The following is a 20,741-nucleotide window of genomic DNA, read 5'->3' on the forward strand; positions in this document are numbered from 1 at the left end:
TTTGTATACTTAAATGTTGGTACGACTGAGTGGATTCGAACTACTGGCCCTTGGACCGGGTGATCAAGAGTAGGTAGTGCTCTTTCCTTCAATTATACGTTTCATTAATGTTGGTACGACTGAGTGGATTCGAACTACTGACTCTTGGACCGGGTGATCAAGAGTAGGTAGTGCTCTTTCCTTCAATTATACTTTTCTTAAATGTTGGTACGACTGAGTGGATTCGAACCACTGACTCTTGGACCGGGTGATCAAGAGTAGGTAGTGCTCTTTCCTTCAATTATACTTTTTCTTAAATGTTGGTACGACTGAGTGGATTCGAACCACCGACCCCTACCATGTCAAGACGTTAGTTTAACTACTTCTATAAATAATCATTTCCAGTAAATATAATGAATTACATATTATTACAATAACTTAGATAAAGTTTAGTTAACATTCAAATCTGTTTTTGAGTGTTTTACGAGCATTTAAAGCTTGATCTGGGCACTATTTAGGCACATTATGGAAATGTCAAAAATGACTACTTATTGTTCTGGTGCTGAATATGATTGATGAGAATGTTGAAGGCAAATTAAAAAAGATCGATGAATTATTAGACAGGTCTACATTTGAGTATATTGTCGCAGAAAATATTACCCTTGAAAAAACCATAGATAATTTAATCAGTAATATAAATTTATTTTCGTTTTTAAAACCAAGTTCAAACGACAGCTTTGATACAATTACTACTTGGAAACTTGATGCTTATCAAGCCCCGATAATTGGATATAAAACTGATAATGAAAAGTTAAAACTAGTCTCTGGCTTATTTACATTTCATAAAGTTTGTCGACTTCAAGATCAGTCAAATCAACTTGTCCCATGTTTGATCCTTCCTAATCGTCCGACACCCGATCTTAGACGTTTAATTTTTCTTAATGATATTGTTCGGCTACTTTTTAAGCAGTACTTTAATGCATCCGGCCCTTTAATATCAGAGTTACTTATTGGCTTATTCAAAGGTGAACAATCAGTAATTGATTCAACAGAATGGCGTACCTTATTTCCAGCTATTAAAACAAAAACAGAATTATGTAAATGGCTTAAAATTAGTACAAAAGTGATTAAATTATGACGGGTACGCTAAAAGTTAAGCTTCTTGAGCATATTGAGTTGTATTGTAAAGGGGTAAACTTGGAAATCAGTATCGAGGATATAAAATCTGACTTTGATGATTTTACTTCTCGCATAAGTGCCCCTGAAGATTTGAGTGGTTTATCACAAGTTTTTTTATTATTAAAAAGGATGAATGATGCGTCACAGAAGCTATGGGAGTTTACTAAAAGTGAGCTATGTCTTCCTGAGTATATTTATTATGCCTTTAATGAGTATGGAGTTGAGCTAGATGCAAGCTCAAGAGAGAGTTTTAATCGCAGCACATATAAAAATGGTTGGTGCAATGAGATACCATTCTATGTATTACTTATTAAATCATATGAGTATAAGCAAGATTCAAAATCATTAAATCTTCTTGCTAATTTTATTGGTAATTATTTTAAAACAATACATACACTCATCGATCCTGAATTAGCTACAAGCTCATCAACAAGAGAAGCTGAGGTTTGTAATAAGTTTCGCTTATTAATGAAAAAGTCCAATATAGCCTTCGAACCAGATAAAGATAAAATATTAACAAACTACCTTGATTCAGCTTCGTCAATCGCGAGTAAGTTAGAGTCAATTATTAATAATGATATATATACTAATAATGTAACGGATAGAGGTTATTTAAATACTTTAATTCATTTTTATAAGAATGACTGGCAACCAGCTCGGCTGTATAAAAGAGGAGGCCGTTACAGAGGCTCCATCGCTAAATGGTATAAAAAACCTAATACTTTACCTATTACTGGGGCTGTTGATAATTTGTCAGTTTTAATACCATCTTTAAACTTTTTATCAGATACAGAGGGACTTAACCCTGAAGATTCTGAGGTTCAGATGCCTTTTGTAATTGATAACAATGAAAGCAATACTGAAAGAGATAAAACCGATCATCAAAGCATTGAAATGATTTTTAGTCCCGCCTCTAAGAAGAAAAAACAAATAGATATAACTCGCAATGTGCACCGAGCTCATAATATTGCTTACCAAGATACGCGATTATTAAAGGCGCCAGAACTGGGCTTATTATTTGATACATTAAATAAGTATGGCCGTTCCGATAAAAATATTGAGCTAGCAATATTGGGATGGCTGATGTTTTTATTGGGTAAGACGTTACATGAGATAGAAAACTTACAGATATTTAATAAAATAGATGACAAAACACGAGGTTTGTTTCTAGATGGAAATGGTCGAGGCTGGTGGTATTTCCCTATAACTCAAACCGCTAAACCAACGATTAAAAAAGTTGGTCTTATTAAAACAGCGAATGGTGTATTTACTGCTTGTCCTACATTTTTAACAGATTTAATAATTAAATATTTAAAGGGCAGAAAAGAAGGTTTACTTATTAACGTATACAATTTTGCAGCACTTGAAAGCAGTTTAGCCAAAAAATTAAAAAAGGTATCAGATAGAGTTTATAGCGGAAGACTAAGTATCAATAGCATTAGTAATTTTATTGGGAATTATATTAATGCAACAGGTGTGATAGACCCTATTTATATAGACTTTAGTTACGATGTAAAAATGTATTCTACTCGAGTATCTAGAAGCTATAGCAATATTGATGATGTTACGCGGTGTGAAAGGCTATTTGAGTTTTGGCAAGAAGTTGAGTCTGATTACTATGATTATTGTAAAGAAAAATTCCCTATAAAACTTTTTGAATTAGTGTGTTTTGATAAGCGTAATCGTATGCTTGGTTCTAAATTCACACCAGAGAATATGACAGTTAAGAGCCTCATAGCAGCTTTGGTATTAGAAGTTAAAAACACTAAGTTAAACTCTTTAAAACAACTTGATGCAATCTTAAAATACCATAACGCGTTTACAGTCTATACGGCATGGATGTTAATGTTTGGAACGGGTTATCGGGCTGTTTGGAACCCGTTACCAACTTTTTCTCTGTATTTTCCAACGCTAAACCTTATGGGGATAAGTGATAAAGATGATAGTGATTTTACGCATTCTAGATTAGTTTGTTTACCGTCTATTTTAAATGCGCAAATCACAGCTTATCAAGAGCACCTTAGTTGTTTGAGAGGGTTAATAAGAGTATTAAAGCCCAAGTTATGCCAGTCAATAGATGACTTTTTAAATGCCGCCTCTAAAAGCTTAAATCTCGATTACAAAGAATCTTGTCAGTGGTTTAAGCTAATTAGAAATTCACGTATAAATCATGGACCTTTATTCATATTTCAAAGACAAAGAGCAGGAATTGTTACTAAAGGTATTTCTCCTACAGAGTTAGTTCTCAGGTTACCTAAGGAACATAAAATACCTGCAAATGCAGGAAGGCATTGGCTTAAAAGTAATTTGCTTTATAACAACGTCAATTCAGAGCTAATAAACTTTCAAATGGGCCATTGGCAGTCTGGTGAGGTTCCTTTAGCTGATTATTCGACACTAAATTACATAGATTCTGTAAATGAATTATTACCTATTCTAGATAAGTTATTTAAGGGGGTAGGGTGGCAAACTCTAAAGTCCGATCTTATTTAAATGAACTGAAGAAGCAAGGTAAGTTCCATCAATGTTTTCAACAGATTGTAAATGCTTATAGAAACGGCTCAGAGAATGATTTTGGAATTAGATTTAGCGATGATGATTTTTTAAACGAATATAAAAAGCTATGCATGCTAATGCTTAGGTATTTTAAAAAATCCGATGAGAATGTTCTTTCTAGTGAAATGAACATTTTAAAGTCACGGTTAAAAGAAGACTTAACGATTAAACACCTTCAGCTCATGCTTATTGATGCTATATTAAATTATGGATTAAAGCATCATGGTATTGAATCTTCAAAAGTCCCTCAAATCGTCGTACTAAAGCGCGATAAACCTATGTTATCACCAGTAGAATTAATAAAACTACCGATAGCACTCCAAATTAAGTCAATATTAAGTAAAGAGCTACAAACACCAACTGCTAATTTATCAAAAGAAGCTAGTTATGGTCGGTTGGTTTTATTTTTATATATGACAACAGGTGTTCAGTTTGACGAGCTTATTACAATCATAAATGCCCCGGATGCTTTAATGTATTTAGGTGGTCAAGTATTTTGGTTTGGGAAAAGCGAAAAAGAGGAACGACGATACGTACTATGTGATGCTGTTGTCCTTTTATTATTACATCATAAAAACTTCATTAAGCCGTCTGAGAAAATACGAGTAAATAAAAATAGATTAAGTGAATTTATAATAACGTTTTTAACAGAAGCTAGTGGTACAAACTGGCAAAGCTTGTCACTTTTAAAATTACGAACACTTAGAAAAATAGATACTATAATCAACCTCAGCCCTATCGACTATCAGATGTATTTACGGTCTAGTACCTGTACCGAGCTACCTCAAACAGCTTTTTTAAGGTTAATAAGTAATAAGGCATTAGTTGCAGACGAAATAGCAAAACAACCTAAGAAATTTAATGAGCTTAATAAGCTATTGTCATTTGATAGTGACAGCTTTGATTATATTGAGCCTAAATTAATAAAAGCCAAGTTAGAGTATACCTATAAAAACTTGAGGGAACTGAATGGCCAAAGAGCTTCAAGGGCACAGTGCATTAAATTTGTTGAACAAGAATTGAAAAATGATAAAAATAGTGTTTATTTCAATATTTTGTGTGGTTGGCTTTATTACCTTTTGAAAGAGGGAGGGGTAACTAAAAAGAAGTTAAAAGTAGACACAGTAATTGATTATGTGAAAAGTATCAGTGAACCTTTTTTAACTGTTTTTACTCGAACTGATCTAGCAGTAATATCAGCGTCAGATTGGGCAATAAAGTTAAATGATACGAGTGAATATTTTAATTCTGCCCAACGTAAAAAGTATTTATATTATTTCTCTGTGTTTTTAATAGAGTCTGAAATTGTCAAAGACTTGTGTATTGACGATATTGATATAGCTCCTGTCCAAAGTAAAGTTGATGCTAATTTAGTTTCAGCTAGTCATGTAAGCGCAATTCTTGAATATTTAAGTGACAGCCTCAATAACAGTCCGGTTGAGTTATATGCATATTTATTAATGTGTTTTTGTTTTTATAGTGGCTTGCGCCGTAATGAAGCCGCTAAGCTGTACTTTGGTGATATTCAGGTTTCACCTATAAAGCCAAATGAAGGCGAATATGATTGGGTTCTACTATCAATCAGACCAAATAAAATAAGGGGTTTAAAAACACCTTCAGCTAGAAGAGAACTACCCCTAGATGCGTTATGGCCAAAAGAGCATTTAACCAAGCTAAGAAGCTTTTATGACGTTCAAAAAAACACTGAAAATAAGCCATCAAATTCATTGTTATTTAACTGCTCTGTTAGCGTAAATAAAGCATACGAGCTATTAACGCAATTACTGCATTACTATACTAAGGATCATACTCTAAGAATTCATCACCTAAGACATAGCTTTGCTAATTGGACTTGGTACAGATTAAATTCAAACTTGGTATTAACGGGAAGGCAGTATTTATCTATATTTGAAAATGACTTATTTGATCAAAGTTTTATTACTCACTTTAACAAAAGATTAAAAGTTAAAGACAATACTCGCTCAAAAATGTTTTTTTTGTCTCATTTACTTGGTCATAAAGTCACTGTGTCGACACTAAATAGCTATTTACACTTAAAGGACATACAGCATTGCGCTCAAATGAATCAGACATATACAGTATCTAAGTATTTTTTATCTGAATGTATAGGGAGAGCTAATTTTAAGGAGTTTATGCTAGGTGAAAGTTTAATTGAAAGAATTGAATTTTATAGTAAAAAACAAGAGCAAGACTATTCGATCCAATATGCGGGTAAGGTTAGTGATTTAATCACACCATCGTTTAAAGGTTTTAAACAAAAGTTTGAAGCTGATGGGCAAATAAGAATGTTAGATTATGCAAATGCTCTTAAATCGCTAGAACTAAACTCAATACACGATACAGCATCGAGTTACTCACTCCCTGTGGAGCAAGTTCAAAAATTACATGATAATGCTCTGAGTGTAAGCAGAGAATATCCTAGGAAAGGTAAAAAGCTGCCCTTAATTCCTAACTTCCCAAGTTTAGATAATACTAAAGATGACTTAAAAAGAGTTTCTTCACAAAAAGCATTTTATTATTTATGTCAGAAATTTGATACTTTATTAAGTCAGAAAAATGTAACGCTTAGTGAAGCATTTGATGCCCTGCAAATATTAAAATATGCTGCTGCAGGGAAAAATTTCGCTCTTCGTTGTCCTGAAGAGCAAGTAATACGCAACTTTTTGAATTTATGTATAAAATTTAAATTAAAGTCGAGCCACTTCAAATTTCGTTTTCATCAAGTAGATTTACAAAATCAAAATGTTACTCAAGCGAGGTCTTACTGGGAGCAATTAGTTTCTTCATTTGGATTAAGCGATAGTCACATCGAAAGCGCCTCAATTGAGGAGGGCAGGTTTCTAGGTAAACATAATGGCAATGGCTTTTTGGAAGTTGGATTATTAATTACAGTAAAGGGTAGTAAAGGCACATATAAAAAGTCGAGGCGCCACCATAGCTTAATGAGTTTTCTTCATTTGCTGCTTATTATAAGTTATAGGGCCGGCGAAGACCCTTAAAAGCTTCAAATTAAGTTTAGGTATTTTAAAACTTTAACTCATTCTTTTAAGAACTTTATCGCCAACTTTACAAAAATGGTAGTAATCAGGAAGCTCTTGAAATTTAGCATGTATAAAAGCTGATTCAGAAGAGCATCGGTCAGCTTGTTGCACAATATGCTCAATTGCATATCTCGCTTTATAGCCAGATGGCTTGGCAGCTAATAAACTGCTTAATAACTCAAGCAATTGCCTATTCCGACTGCCTAGCTTCGCTAAAGGTTCAGCTAAGATAGCAAAGTTATAACCTTCGTGTGGTCCTGGTATATAGCGATCGTTGGCTTGATGTAGCATGACAAATATTTTACCAATATCATGAAATAAGCCAGCTACTAATGCAGCTTGGCATTCAATGCTGGAATGATTTAAGTGCTTGGCGTTATTAAATGCAATTTCAGCTACCTCTATACTGTGCTCAAACAACCCATGAGTATAAGAATGATGGTGGTTTAGGCTAGCCGGTGCTTGTATGAATTTTTGTAGAGTGCTTTGTTTAGTTAAAATAAAATCAATAAAAGGCTGCAACTCACTGCATGTGACGAAGCTAAGTAGCTTAAAAAATCGTGCTATTAAATGCTCATTTGTATTATTTATCATCGAAGTTAAATTAAGGTACTGCTGTTCGTTACATTGAGAAAGTATAGGCTCTATATCACAAACAACATGATTACCCATTATATCGTGAGTTAACTGAAATTGAGCTAAGCCAGACACTATTTGGCATTTTCTAGCAATATCAGCAGATGTAATAGCGTAAATTACTTGCTTACTTATCAATAGCTCACAATTGGCTGTTGGCAAAGTACCATTAATATGTAAATTTTTTAACCAACCATAGATATAGTTATTCATAAGTAGCCTCTTCTTCAATGTTGGCATTTAGAAGTAGGCGATCAAAAGCACTACCATCTTGTCGAGTATTGTTTGGAACATAACGGCTATAAACTTCAAATAGCATTTTAGTCGTGCTGTGACCCATTTGTTTAGCTATCCATTCAGGATTTTCACCAGCAGAAAGCCATAAAGTTGCGCATGTATGCCTCGTTTGATAAGGGCGTCTCCTCTTTAAAGAGAGCTCTTCTAGCGTTGGATACCATACCCTTTTAGTTATATTTCGATGGTCAAGAGGGTTACCTTTTTTATTACAAAAAACATAAGTGTTCTTACCTGTTATTTTGAATTGTGTTTTTAATGCATCAACAACAACTTTAGACAGCTGGATATTTCTATATGATGTGGCTGTTTTAGGTGTCTCAACATTGCCATCAACTAAGGTTTCATGAATAGTAATTTCATTTCGATCAAAGTTAACGTATTCCCACTTGAGGCCATCAATCTCTGCTGTTCGTATCGCAGTAAAAAAGCGAACGGTATAATAATTACGAAAATCACTTCTTACATACTTAAGAAATTGCTGAACTTCCTTGAGTGAAAAAGGTTCTATCTTGGTTTTAACTACTTTTAGTGGTTTTATATTGTTAAAAGGAGTTTGAAAATCATAACGTAATGACGCTTCTTTAAGTATGCCTCTAAGAGGTGTCATAACATGATTGATCCAATCATTACTTAATTGTTTTTTACTACTACGCTTAGGCTCTAATATGCCCGCGCGATATTTAATAATATGAGCACGACTTATTTCATCAAGATTAAACTTGCCAAATTCAGGAATTAAATAACGCTCAAAGATCATAGACACATTTTTAAAATGACTAATTTTCCAATGAATTTTACTTTCTTCTAGCCACTCATAAGCAAATGCCTCGAAGTTAGGTACATTCTGTAAAATAACATCAGCTTTATTCGTTTCATTGGCTTTTATAGCTTCTATCTGGTCATCAAACAGTTTAAAAGCCTTGCAGCGGTTACTATTCGGAAACATATCTCGGTAAACAAAACGATCGAGCATAATTTGAATTTCAATATTTTCTAGAACTTTCTCAAGTTTGATACGATTAGCATTTGTATCCTTGAGTAAGGTCTGCTCACGACATCGTATATTTTGATAATAAAAATCAAAAAACAATTTATCGTTTCGGCTTCTTACACTAGCCATAACATACACCTCCACTTGCGAGAGGAATGACAAATTCGCGTTCAACTTTAGACGTGGTGTTGTACATTTCTTCCATTACACTTTCTAAAAGGTAAAGTATTTTTCTTGATCCAAAAGGTCTAATGTAATGCTCACCCTCAAAAAAAACATTGTCTTTCAACTTACGGTTAATGTAATCTGGGCTGAACTTAATAAAGCTTGAAAGTTCTTTAGCAGAAAGCAAAGTAAATTCATTTTTAATCATAAGAGTATCCTCACAAGAAACTAAAGTGATTAAATCACATGAAAAGTATCCTGTAAAGAAACTTTTTAAATAATTGGTTGTATTAAAATGATTGTTTATAACTTAAAGGAATTAATCGCAGCTAAGTCATTGAAAGAGGGACGTAAAATTACGTTAGATGAAGTTGCAAATGCCGCAGGAGTAAATAAAGCAGCTATGTCTAAAATGGCTAATAACAATAATTACTCAACAACGACGCGTACTTTGGATGCATTATGTGCTTACTTCGACTGCAAAATAGAGGAGATAATCACGTATAAAAAGTAATTGGATCAAAATAAGTTCGTTGCTATATCAGTCTATACACCAGATAGAATATCTTGATAAATATCAGGCTTGTTCATTGCCTCAATATCACTACATTCTAAAGTGTGATTATAACTTTTAAACCAAAAGGGAGATCCCTGTTTTCATAGAGTGATTTACCTACTTTGATAGCTCAAGATTTATTGACTTAATTTTTTATCAATAAAGTTAAGTTGAAATCGAGGGTAGGCTACCTCAGCGTTAGGATAAATGTTAGTGACAAAAAATATCAGTTGATCAACAACAAGTCTGTCCGCACTTTTAATTTCGAGAAGATTGGCGACGTCAGCTTTTGAAAAAAGAGAGTTATTTACTAAGAACTTGTCTATTTCAGTTTTATAAGTTTTAGATTTGGCTGATAATGTTTATTCAGCTGTGCCTAGCATAATATTTTAAAAAACATTTCTGAGTTATCCATAATATAAACTCCGTAATTTCATGTATTAGTTCGCTTTTCGATATAAAATACTATTTAATACATTAATTTTTAACAATATTATAATAGTAATAAAATCTCAATAAGGTAATATAACTTACTATATTAGTTATAAAATAGAGCGAAGGATCGTGAACATACTACTTACTTGGTTAGGTAACAAAGATCTCGATAATATGGAGTTAGATCAAAGTGCAGCCATAGTTACTTTAGCGACCAAGTCATCACAACCATTTAATAAAATTGTTATACTTTCGAATCAACAAGAACAAAAATGGCACCGATTTGAGCTTTTTGTACAAAAGCGAATGGCTACTATCGGCAGGCCTGCTGAAGATATAAAAATATACAATGCTGATATTGTATCTCCTATAGATTACTCCTCAATTGCTACTGTTACCGAAAAGTGGATAAGTAAACTAAGTGAAGAAGCTGATTCTCTTTGTATAAACCTTACATCGGGTACGCCAGCAATGACCACTTTATCTGTGCTTATAGGTAAAGGTAAAGCAAATACGCAGTTTGTTCAAACAACCCCAAAAAACGAAATGATTTATGTTGATATCCCCATTGATTTTGGACAAGAATATGTAAAATCAGCATCTAAAAACATAGCGAATACGGCAACCTCTGAGCCTAAAATTGAACAGGCTTTTTCAAAACTCACTGCAAAATCAGTGCAAATGCAAAATGTAGTCAACAAAGCTAAAAAAATTGCAGCCTCAGAAGTACCCGCACTTATTCTTGGTGAAACCGGAACTGGTAAAGAGCTAATGGCCACAGCCATTCATAAAGGAAGCTTGCGAGCAAATAAGCCATTAAAAGTAATTAACTGCGGAGCATTTGCAGAAAACCTCGTTGACTCAACCTTGTTTGGTCATAAAAAAGGGGCCTTCACTGGAGCTGAAAAAGACCACCCAGGGCTTTTTGAACAGGCCGACGGCGGTACTTTATTTTTAGATGAGGTTGGTGAATTAACCCCCGAAATTCAAGTAAAGCTTTTAAGGGCATTACAACAAGGCGAGATCAACCGTTTAGGTGACACCCAAACCACTAATGTCGATGTTCGAGTTATTGCAGCCACACATAAAGATTTATCAAAGCTAGTAGAAGAAGGTAAGTTCCGCGAAGACTTATTTTATCGCTTAGCAGTGGGTATTATACAAATGCCAGCACTACGAGAGCGCATTGAAGATACCACAGTTATTGTTAATCAACTTGTAGAGCAAATAAATAAAGCAGGTAGCAAACATCCCGACTACATAAGTAAAAATATTTCCGAAAAGGGAATAAAGTTTATTTTATCTCAGCCGTGGCAAGGTAATATTAGAGAGCTGTGGAGTACATTAAACCGTGCATTTTTATGGTCTGACTCACAAACAATAACTGAAAATGACTTATCAAGTGCCATGATTAATCGTGCTAAAAATGAAAGCTTTACAGATGTTACGCTGTCATACGACGATAAATTAGATATTACGCAGTTAGTTGATAAATATAAAAAAGCTTATGTTTTAGCTGCTTTAAAAGCAAGTGGAAATGTTAAAAGCCACGCGGCCCAAATGCTTAACTTAAAAGATCACCAAACGCTTAGCAATTGGATGAAGCGCTTAAACATCAAACACGAAAAATAAAAAGGACAATAGTGTTGGTATATAAGTTGCCAATACCTATTGAGTAAAAGGAGAAGTAGCCAGTGAAAAAATCAAACTTTGAATTCTTAAAAGGTGTGAACGATATTCTTTATCGCATAGCGTTTGCTGCGGAAAAGAATTTTCCTGACGATCCTAATACCACATTAGTAAAACTGCGCATGTTTGGAGAAGCGTCAGCCAAGCACATTGCTAAACTTCTTGATTTAGACCTTCCCCCTACGCAAGTTGATCTAATCAGAGAGCTTGCAAAAATATCGTGGGTTGATGACTCTATAATCAATATTTTCCATATGCTGCGTAAAGTAGGTAATCAAGCAGTTCACGACTATCACAACGATTTAGACGATGCCGAAATGGCACTGCGTTTAGCATTTCGTTTAAGTATTTGGTATTACCGACTAATTAAAAAAGACGTTGATTTTGCAGCGCCTATCTTTGTACTACCAGACGGCCAACAAGAAAACGAATACCAGCACCAAGTAACAGAGCTAAAAGCAGCGCTACAACAAGCATTAAATAGTAACGCGCAAACCGATACCGAACTTGCCCAAAACAAAAACCAACTTACTGCATTAAGTGGCTATATTGCTATTTTAGAAGGCAAGCAGCAAGAAACCGAGCAACAAACACAAGACCGAGTAAACGCGCTTGAAGCACAGCTGCAATCCAAAGAAGCAGAGCTTGCACAAAAAACACAAGCAGAACGCAAAGCATACAAACAAGAGATCACTCAACGTGCAGCCGCGCGCCGCTTAGATTTATCAGAAAAAGAAACGCGCTTTCTTATCGATCAGCAATTGCGTGATGCAGGCTGGACTGCCGACACGCCCGTGTTAAATTATGCAAATGGTACGCGCCCCCAAATAGGCAAAAACCTAGCTATAGCAGAATGGCCAACTGATACCGACGAAACAGGTAAAACAGGCTTTGCCGACTATGTATTGTTTGTAGGTTTACAACCGGTAGGGGTTGTTGAGGCTAAAAAAATAAATACCGATGTATGCGGCAAATTAGCAGAGGCTGAGCGGTACAGTATTTACTTTAATCTTGATCATTTAAACGCAGAAATCCAAGCGCGAGCTGCAAACGATGCAGAGCATCAAAAAGTAGCAGAGCAGCTACAAACTCAAAACAGCTACCAAATTACGTGGAAAGAATCCAAAGAGCCAAACGCACGCAGCTATAAAATACCGTTTGTATTTTCAACAAACGGGCGAGAGTACCGCCGCCAGTTATTAAATAAAAGCGGTATTTGGTATCGCGATGTACGTAAAGTGAGTAACCAAGCTAAAGCATTACCTGCATGGCATACACCAGGCGAACTAAAAGCTAAGCTAGATGGCAACATAGATGCCGCGCAGCAATGGCTCGAAACTAACGAACCAACAGGCTTAGGGCTCCGTTATTTTCAAAAAGAGGCTATAACAGCCACCGAGCAAGCTATTAAAAAAGGCCAGCAAAATATATTACTTGCTATGGCAACCGGTACAGGTAAAACCCGTACCGCTATTGCGCTTATGTACAGGCTAATTCAGTCACGTCGATTTAATCGTATTTTGTTTTTAGTTGATAGGCGCTCACTGGGTGAGCAAGCATTAAACTCGTTTGATGACACTCGCATAAACGATGTGCCTTTTAACACCATATTTAATATAAAAGGCCTGACCGATAAGTTCCCGTCAGACGCAACTAAAATACATGTATCAACTATTCAATCGCTAGTTAAGCGTACGCTACAAAGCGATGAATTTATGCCAGTAGAACGCTACGATTGCATAATAGTAGACGAAGCACACCGTGGTTATATTCTTGATAAAGAACAAACCGATGGCGAAATGGAATTTAGAAACCAGCTTGACTACGTATCAACGTACCGCAGAATACTTGACCATTTTGATGCAGTAAAAATAGGGCTTACTGCAACACCCGCATTACACACAACCGACATTTTTGGTTTACCTGTGTACCGTTACAGCTACCGTAAAGCAGTGATAGATGGCTACTTAATAGACCAAGCGCCCCCTATAAAAATTATTACCAAGCTTAATCAAAATGGTATTTATATAGATAAAGGCTCAGAGGTAACACGCTTAACATCTCAAGGGGAGCTAATTCAAGACACCCTTGAAGACGAGCGCGACTTTGAAGTAGCCAGCTTTAACCGCGATATTATTGCATCAAACTTTAATAAAATAGTTGCCGAATCACTCGCAACAAAGCTCGACCCAACAGGTAAACAAAAAACACTCATATTTTGTGTAAACAACACCCATGCCGATAACATGGTGATAGAGCTGCGTGAGGCTTTTAAAAAGCACTATCCCAATCTTGAGCACGACGCCATTATTAAAATAACCGGCGAAAGCGACAAAGATCCTAAAAAAATACAAAGTATGATCACCCGCTACAACAAAGAGCGTTTACCTAATATTGTAGTAACGGTAGACCTACTCACTACAGGGATAGACGTACCAAGCATTTGTAACCTCGTATTTTTACGTAAAGTTAAAAGCCGTATTTTGTACGAGCAAATGAAAGGGCGCGCCACACGTTTATGCCCAGAGGTTGGCAAAGTTAACTTTACCATTTACGATGCCGTCGATTTATACGACTCGCTCGAATCGGTAGATACAATGCGCCCAGTAGTTGTTCGTCCAAACGTTGAGTTAAACACCTTAGTAAACGAAATAACTGACTCACAAACTTATAAAACATTAGAGGCCGATGGTCGCTCGTTTGCACACCATAGCCACGAGCAACTAGTGGCTAAAGTACAGCGTATTGTAGGTCATGGTGTATTTAATCAAGATAAATCAGCCCAAATAGACCAATCAATAAAACGCCTAGATACCGTATTGGAAGGTGCTGCCGGTTGCGATTTTGCAAGCCTTGCACAAACCCTAAAAACTAAAGGGCCAGAGCAAAGCGCCGAAATTTTTACACAACTTCCTAAGTTGGTCGAAAACCTAGAGCACCTCAAAAAGCAAATAAACGAGCTACGCCACGAGCCTATTTTTACCGACATAGAAGACGAGCTAATAGAATTTAAAGAAGGCTATGGCGATTACGACAACGCCGAAGACTTTTTAGAAGCGTTTGACAAACTCGTAGAGCAAAGCGAAAACAGTCAAGCTGCGCTACAAACCGTTATCACCAAACCTAAAGACTTAACCCGTAAAGCATTAATAGAGCTGCAAGAGTGGTTTGATGCGCAATCGTTTGACGAGTCAACACTTAGGGTTGCATGGAAAAAAACCACCAACCAAGATATTGCTGCACGGTTAATAGGGCATATTCGCCGCGCAGCATTGGGTGATGCTTTACTACCGTTTGATGAGCGTGTAAATAACGCACTGGCTAAAATAAAGCAGCAAAAACCGTGGAGTAACGAACAGCTACAGTGGTTAGAGCGCTTAGCCAATAGCTTAAAAGAGCAAGTAGCCATTGACGACGACACTTTTAAAACCGGTAATTACCGCCGCCGAGGTGGTAAGCGCAAGCTCGATGCCATTTTTAATAACGAGCTTAACCAAGTGCTAGAACAATTTAATAACTATATGTGGGAGCAACCTGCCTAATTAATGCAGGTTTACCTTAACTCCTATATTACAATGCCAAATACTGTGAAGCGTTGGCCTTAATGCCAACCTATAAATGAAGAGACACTATGAACAACAATGATTTAGTAGCCAAACTTTGGAAAATGTGTGACACCCTGCGCGATGGCGGCGTGTCTTATCAAAACTACGTAAACGAGCTGGCCACATTGCTGTTTTTAAAAATGACCGAGCAAACAGGCACCGAAACTGACCTGCTGCCACAAGGTATGCGTTGGAACGACTTAAAAGGCAAAATAGGGCTCGACCAATTACAGTTTTACCGCAACATGCTCGTGCAGTTAGGTAACGACGACCACGCTATTGTGCGTGCTATATTCCAAAACGTAAATACCACTATTACCAATGCAGGGCAGCTGACAGAGCTTGTAACCACAATGGATAGCCTAGATTGGTACCAAAGCGGCGATGGCGAGAATGTTGTTAAAACTCGTGACGACTTTGGCGACATGTACGAAGGCTTATTACAAAAAAATGCTAACGAAACTAAATCGGGTGCCGGCCAATACTTTACGCCAAGACCACTAATAGAAACAATGGTACGTTTACTAAAGCCGCAGCCTCGCGAAATTATTCAAGATCCCGCAGCGGGCACCGCAGGCTTTTTAATCGAGGCCGACAAATACATAAAAAGCCAAACCAACGATTTAGACGACCTAGACGACGACACTCAAGAATTCCAAATGAAGCGTGCCTTTGTTGGGCTTGAGCTAGTACCCGAAACTCGCCGACTTGCATTAATGAATTGTTTATTACACGACATTGAAGGCAATGACGAACTAGGCGGTGCTATACGCCTTGGTAACAGCTTAGGTAACGATGGCGAAAACCTGCCAAAAGCCAACGTAATACTCACAAACCCGCCGTTTGGCTCTGCAAGCAGCACTAATATTACCCGTACCTTTGTATACCCAACATCAAACAAACAACTGTGTTTTATGCAGCATATATACAATAGCCTTGAGCCAGGTGGTCGTGCTGCTGTGGTAATACCCGATAACGTATTATTTGAAGGCGGCAGAGGGGCTGAAATACGTACCGACTTAATGCACAAATGTAACCTACACACAATTTTACGCCTACCTACCGGTATATTTTACGCCGCAGGTGTTAAAACCAATGTGTTGTTTTTCCAAAAAGGCACGGTTGATAACCCACACCAAGATAAAGATTGCACAACCAACACCTGGGTGTACGACTTACGCACTAACATGCAAACCTTTGGTAAACGCAGCCCATTTACACATAAATACCTTGAAAGCTTTGAGGCGGTTTACGGCAACGATGCTAACGGCCAAGCAAAACGAGAAGAAGGCGTTTACAATATTTTAGGCTGTACCACACCTATCAATGATGAAGATATAAAAATCAGTGATAGCCCGGAGCTAATAGAAAACGCTCGCTGGCGCAAATTCTCACGTGAGTTTATTAAAGCTAAAAACGACAGCTTAGACATCACATGGCTAAAAGATAATTCAATTACCGATGCCGCGAATCTGCCAGAGCCTGATGTATTAGCGACACAAGCGATGACAGAGCTGACTGAAGCGCTGCGAGAAATGAACCAATTAATGATAGATCTTGGGGCAAGTGACCAAGCAGAAGGGCAAGTCGCGTTATTAGCAGAAGAATTTGGTTTAGAGAAAAAGATTATTGAGGGTGCTGAATAATGGCTCTCTTTAATTCTGTTGGACGACCTAATAAGTGGCGGAACACTTCAATTTTTAACTTATGCACACCAAAACAGTGGAAAACAATTCCTACTGCACAATTAAAAAGTGAAGGCTACGTCGTATATGGGGCAAATGGTAAAATTGGTTTTTACGATACTTTCACGCATGAAAAGCCAACTTTGATGATTACATGTCGCGGTGCCACGTGCGGTAACATTCATTTATCTGAGCCGAATGCATATATTAATGGCAATGCAATGGCTTTAGATAACCTTTCACCGTTAGTCGATGTTAATTATCTTCGGTACTTTTTGAAAAGGTTTGATTTCAAAGGTGTAATATCTGGGTCTGCACAGCCACAAATCACCCAAAAAGGTATGGTTGGTATTGATGTCGCCTTAGCTCCATTCCCAGAGCAAAAACGCATTGTTGAAAAGCTTGATAGCTTATTGGCGCAGGTCGACACTATACAACAACGCCTCAACAATTTACCGGATATCATCAAATGCTTCCGCCAATCAGTCCTTGCCGCGGCCGTCTCCGGCAAACTCACCGAACAATGGCGAAGTGAGAATGAACTGAAACTTACCAAATCTTGTATATCTAATGCTTACAAGGATGGTTGGGAACTTGAGAAATTAAAGGAGTTCGAACTTAAAGGTAAGTTGCCAACTAACGATAAATGGAAAGATAAACTACCTGAACCTTATAAACCCGATGAAGAGGACTTATTAAGGTTTGGGGATTTCCCTAAAAGTTGGCAGTTTGTATCATTAGATCAAATTACTCGTTTTGTTAAAGATGGCCCTCATTTTAGTCCAACATATTCAAAAAGTGGAGTCCCTTTTATTAGTGGAAGAAATATCTCAATAGACGGTATTTCTTTTGAGACGGCTAAATATATAAGTAAAGAATTGCACGAAGAATTAAGCAGAAGATGCAAACCCTTATTCGGTGATATTTTATATACCAAAGGTGGAACAACAGGAATTGCTTGTGTAAATAGAGAAAAACTAGACTTTAATGTTTGGGTGCATGTGGCTGTTTTAAGAGTAAGTAATCATGAGCTTATATTACCAGAATACATTCAGGTGGCTTTAAATTCTCCAAAGTGTTTTGAACGTGCTCAATCCTATACTCATGGTGTAGCCAATCGCGATTTAGGGCTCAAGAGAATGATAAAAATATGCTTTCCTATACCTGTGTTCGAAGAACAAACCGAAATCGTTCGCCTTGTCGAACAATACTTCGCCTTAGCCGATACCTTAGAAAAGAACCTCGCAAATGCTAAACAACGTGTTGATAACTTAACGCAATCGATATTAGCTAAAGCGTTTCGCGGTGAACTTGTACCACAAGACCTAAACGACGAACCCGCCGATAAGTTATTAGCGCGTATAAAAGCCGCGCGACTTGAAGCCGAAAAGCTAGAAAAAGCCGCTAAAAAAGCAGCAAAAGCCAGCAAAAAATAACACGCTATTTTGTAGGTCGGCATTTATGCCGACATGGTTGCGAATAAACACCCATTGATGGTCATAAAACGACCAATAAGTACCAAAGGCAGCTAATTTTAATAGGTATTATTAATATAATGTCTATTATAAATAAGCACATAATAAATCAATATAATTAATCGTAAATTAAAACAGGGAATACAGATGTCAAATAAATATAGAGAAGATAAAGATTTAGCATTTTTACAGTATGCAGATACAGAATTGCTTGAAGTACTCGTTAAGCATTTGATGTTTGATAAAGATGGGAAAAAACGAAATACAGAATCATTATCTGGAAATAAAGCATTTATAGATGCAAAAGGTGACTATCGAAAAGCGTGGCAAAGTATAGCTGCAGAGCTCCAGCATTATGGTGGTGATACTTTGGTTAACCTTGTTCGTCGAACAGGTGTTACGTATCGTGAAATTTTAGTCGATGTGTGTAAACGTATTAAAGTAAAAACCGATTTTGATGCAGCGACTATTGAAATAGAAAAAGCAATGTTTGCCAAATTAATAGAGACTTCATGGGACGATATGACAGATGAGCAGAAAAAGGAGTTAACAAAAGAGCTCAAAGTTGATCCTAAATTAGCTGGGCCTGCAGCAATGGCAGCGATAATTTCTGCAATAAAACTTGGCGGTTTTGCAAGCTATAAAATAGCATTAATTATTGCTAATTCTATTGCAAGAATGATAATGGGTAAAGGTTTGCAGTTAGCGGCTAATGCAACACTTGTGCGAACTCTTAGCATTTTTGCTGGCCCAATAGGTTGGGCTATAAATGGTTTAATAACTGTTCCTGCGATTACAGGCCCTGCATTTAGAGTTACTTTTCCTGCGGTTATTCAAGTAGCTGCTATGCGCCAGCAATTAGAAAATAAGGATTTTTTTTAAATGTATGAAAAAGTTTTGATCATTGATTGGTCCAAAGTGAAACCGGAAGTAATTGAGGGCCTACATAGAGGGACTATGCGCCTAAGAGATGGTGTTGCTGTAAGCAATAAAGGAGTAGAGCAGTGGCTTCCTTTAGTAGAAAAAACAATAGAGTCTTCTGAAGGGCTTGGTTCTATTTTAAAACAAATACAATCTGCTCAAACGATTCAACTTGCTGCTACGGGGCTATCTACTGGGCTTTTATTAGGTGCTATTGTTGCACAAACAAAATACCTAGCTAATAAAATTGACAAGTTGCAGGATCAGATTGATTTGGTTTCTCAAGATGTGCACTCACAAAATGTTATATATTTTATGAGTCAGCTATCCGAATACTTTGGATTAATTGAGTCGGCAAGAGTGTTGTTATTAGATAAGGCACTTGTAGAGGAGTCACATGAGATTGCAGTGCAATACATGGCTCAACTTGCAGTTAAAAGAAATGAACTTTTATCGCTTATTGATAACTTAGTTGGTTATGTAGACTCTGCAAGCGCTCAACATGCAAAGTTGATGTTTGATTTTGTAAATATGATGATGGACTTGCTTCCGAAGACTATTTGCTTAGAAAGCCAACTTTATGAACGCTTTGGTAAATATAAAATGGCTGATCATATACTTGAGACTTCATCAAAAAATTACAACCTAATTTTATCTAATTATAAGACTTGGTGTAATACAAAAGCACGTGAAGTCATTAGCGGTCAAACTCCTCAGCATGCCCAGTTAATAAACAATCAGAAAGGCTTGTTAAAACAACTTTTTGATTCTGAAATTAACAAAGCGATATTAATCGGAAATGTGAAGAAAACTTTAGAGTATGCGCCGGTCAGTACCTCGGCTAACTAGCACAAGTTGCTAGTTAGCTTTTTAGTAGATTATTTTTTATAAAATTAAAATTTTATAGGTACTAAATATGTCTTTCCTTGAAAATGAATTAAATATAAATAAAAAAGAAATTGAGCAAGAAATTAAAGCGGATTATGAAAAGATAGGAATTGATTATTCACAAGCATTAGTCGATCAAGCTGTTATGGTTTCATGTTTGCAAAGTTTGTTAGCTGAGCTTGAAGATCATAACGAGTTACATATAGCTTATGATAATGGGTCTAAAAACTTTATTTTTGATGCAAATGAGTTAGAGCAGTTAGCCTGTGAATTAGAAGACTATTATGACTCTTTAGTTGAATTTCCAGATAATTTAGAACGTGATAAGTTTGACGAGGCACATCCAGACCTGATTAGTACCGTTGCAACTCATTGTAGTGAATCTCCATATATTAACAGAAGGGAAATTTTTGACCAATTATGTGATGAGGCTGAACATGGAGTGGATCCTGAAGATGAGGATGACGCATTATATGGCACAGGCAATACTAAAGAGTTTGATATAGCAAAATTAATTAAAATAGAAGAATGTTTTGTTGAATACTTATGTGAATTGGATAGTCAATTAAATTTTAGAATTTAGCTAAGTTACGATTTTAGAATTTGTATAGAACTAAACCTA

At 36.5% G+C, this 20,741-nt stretch carries 14 protein-coding genes; 11 read left to right on the plus strand and 3 right to left on the minus strand.

Features of this window, described 5'->3' with window-relative positions; genetic code table 11:
• Positions 1-547 precede the first annotated feature (547 nt).
• The 3 genes from H5058_RS07305 to H5058_RS07315 are packed head-to-tail and all read left to right on the plus strand — an operon-like array spanning position 548 to position 6,734.
• Entirely contained in the window at positions 548-1,117 is a 570-nt protein-coding gene (locus H5058_RS07305; protein WP_182677488.1) for a hypothetical protein, read from the plus strand.
• Positions 1,114-3,651, plus strand: a complete 2,538-nt coding sequence (locus H5058_RS07310) for a hypothetical protein (RefSeq protein WP_182677490.1) — start codon at positions 1,114-1,116, stop codon at positions 3,649-3,651. The genes H5058_RS07305 and H5058_RS07310 overlap by 4 nt, the downstream gene beginning before the upstream one ends.
• Entirely contained in the window at positions 3,621-6,734 is a 3,114-nt protein-coding gene (locus tag H5058_RS07315) for an integrase (RefSeq protein ID WP_182677492.1), read from the plus strand. The genes H5058_RS07310 and H5058_RS07315 overlap by 31 nt, the downstream gene beginning before the upstream one ends.
• A gap of 33 nt (positions 6,735-6,767) precedes the next feature.
• On the opposite strand, the gene H5058_RS07320 is transcribed toward H5058_RS07315, so the two are convergent.
• The 3 genes from H5058_RS07320 to H5058_RS07330 are packed head-to-tail and all read right to left on the minus strand — an operon-like array spanning position 6,768 to position 9,073.
• Positions 6,768-7,625 (minus strand): HD domain-containing protein, encoded by an 858-nt coding sequence (locus H5058_RS07320; RefSeq protein WP_165725238.1) that lies wholly within the window; start codon positions 7,623-7,625, stop codon positions 6,768-6,770.
• Positions 7,618-8,829: a site-specific integrase gene (locus H5058_RS07325; protein ID WP_182677494.1), complete on the minus strand. Its 1,212-nt coding sequence runs from the start codon at positions 8,827-8,829 to the stop codon at positions 7,618-7,620. The genes H5058_RS07320 and H5058_RS07325 overlap by 8 nt, the downstream gene beginning before the upstream one ends.
• Complete coding sequence (locus H5058_RS07330) at positions 8,822-9,073, minus strand: hypothetical protein (protein ID WP_165725236.1); 252 nt, start codon at positions 9,071-9,073, stop codon at positions 8,822-8,824. Before H5058_RS07330 ends, H5058_RS07325 begins: the two co-directional genes overlap by 8 nt.
• 87 nt (positions 9,074-9,160) lie before the next feature.
• Between H5058_RS07330 and H5058_RS07335 the strand changes: the two genes are divergently transcribed.
• The 8 genes from H5058_RS07335 to H5058_RS07370 all read left to right on the plus strand — a co-directional run bounded on the left by H5058_RS07335 (position 9,161) and on the right by H5058_RS07370 (position 20,702).
• Complete coding sequence (locus H5058_RS07335; protein ID WP_024594199.1) at positions 9,161-9,379, plus strand: helix-turn-helix transcriptional regulator; 219 nt, start codon at positions 9,161-9,163, stop codon at positions 9,377-9,379.
• A 606-nt stretch (positions 9,380-9,985) separates the two neighbouring features.
• Positions 9,986-11,488: a sigma-54-dependent Fis family transcriptional regulator gene (locus H5058_RS07340; protein ID WP_182677496.1), complete on the plus strand. Its 1,503-nt coding sequence runs from the start codon at positions 9,986-9,988 to the stop codon at positions 11,486-11,488.
• 62 nt (positions 11,489-11,550) lie between these two features.
• A complete protein-coding gene (gene hsdR, locus H5058_RS07345; protein ID WP_182677498.1) occupies positions 11,551-15,087 on the plus strand; it encodes a type I restriction-modification system endonuclease in 3,537 nt (1,178 codons plus the stop codon).
• A gap of 89 nt (positions 15,088-15,176) precedes the next feature.
• Positions 15,177-16,796, plus strand: coding sequence for an N-6 DNA methylase (locus tag H5058_RS07350; RefSeq protein ID WP_182677500.1), 1,620 nt, complete (start codon positions 15,177-15,179; stop codon positions 16,794-16,796).
• Positions 16,796-18,271, plus strand: a complete 1,476-nt coding sequence (locus tag H5058_RS07355; protein WP_182677502.1) for a restriction endonuclease subunit S — start codon at positions 16,796-16,798, stop codon at positions 18,269-18,271. Before H5058_RS07350 ends, H5058_RS07355 begins: the two co-directional genes overlap by 1 nt.
• Before the next feature lie 186 nt (positions 18,272-18,457).
• Positions 18,458-19,192 (plus strand): DUF3944 domain-containing protein, encoded by a 735-nt coding sequence (locus H5058_RS07360; protein WP_182677504.1) that lies wholly within the window; start codon positions 18,458-18,460, stop codon positions 19,190-19,192.
• Complete coding sequence (locus H5058_RS07365; RefSeq protein WP_182677506.1) at positions 19,193-20,080, plus strand: hypothetical protein; 888 nt, start codon at positions 19,193-19,195, stop codon at positions 20,078-20,080.
• 67 nt (positions 20,081-20,147) lie between these two features.
• Positions 20,148-20,702, plus strand: a complete 555-nt coding sequence (locus tag H5058_RS07370) for a hypothetical protein (RefSeq protein ID WP_182677508.1) — start codon at positions 20,148-20,150, stop codon at positions 20,700-20,702.
• The last annotated feature ends 39 nt before the right edge of the window (positions 20,703-20,741 follow it).

Origin of the sequence: Pseudoalteromonas sp. SR45-4, assembly GCF_014163535.1 — a bacterium.
GTDB classification, from domain to species: Bacteria; Pseudomonadota; Gammaproteobacteria; order Enterobacterales; family Alteromonadaceae; genus Pseudoalteromonas; species Pseudoalteromonas nigrifaciens.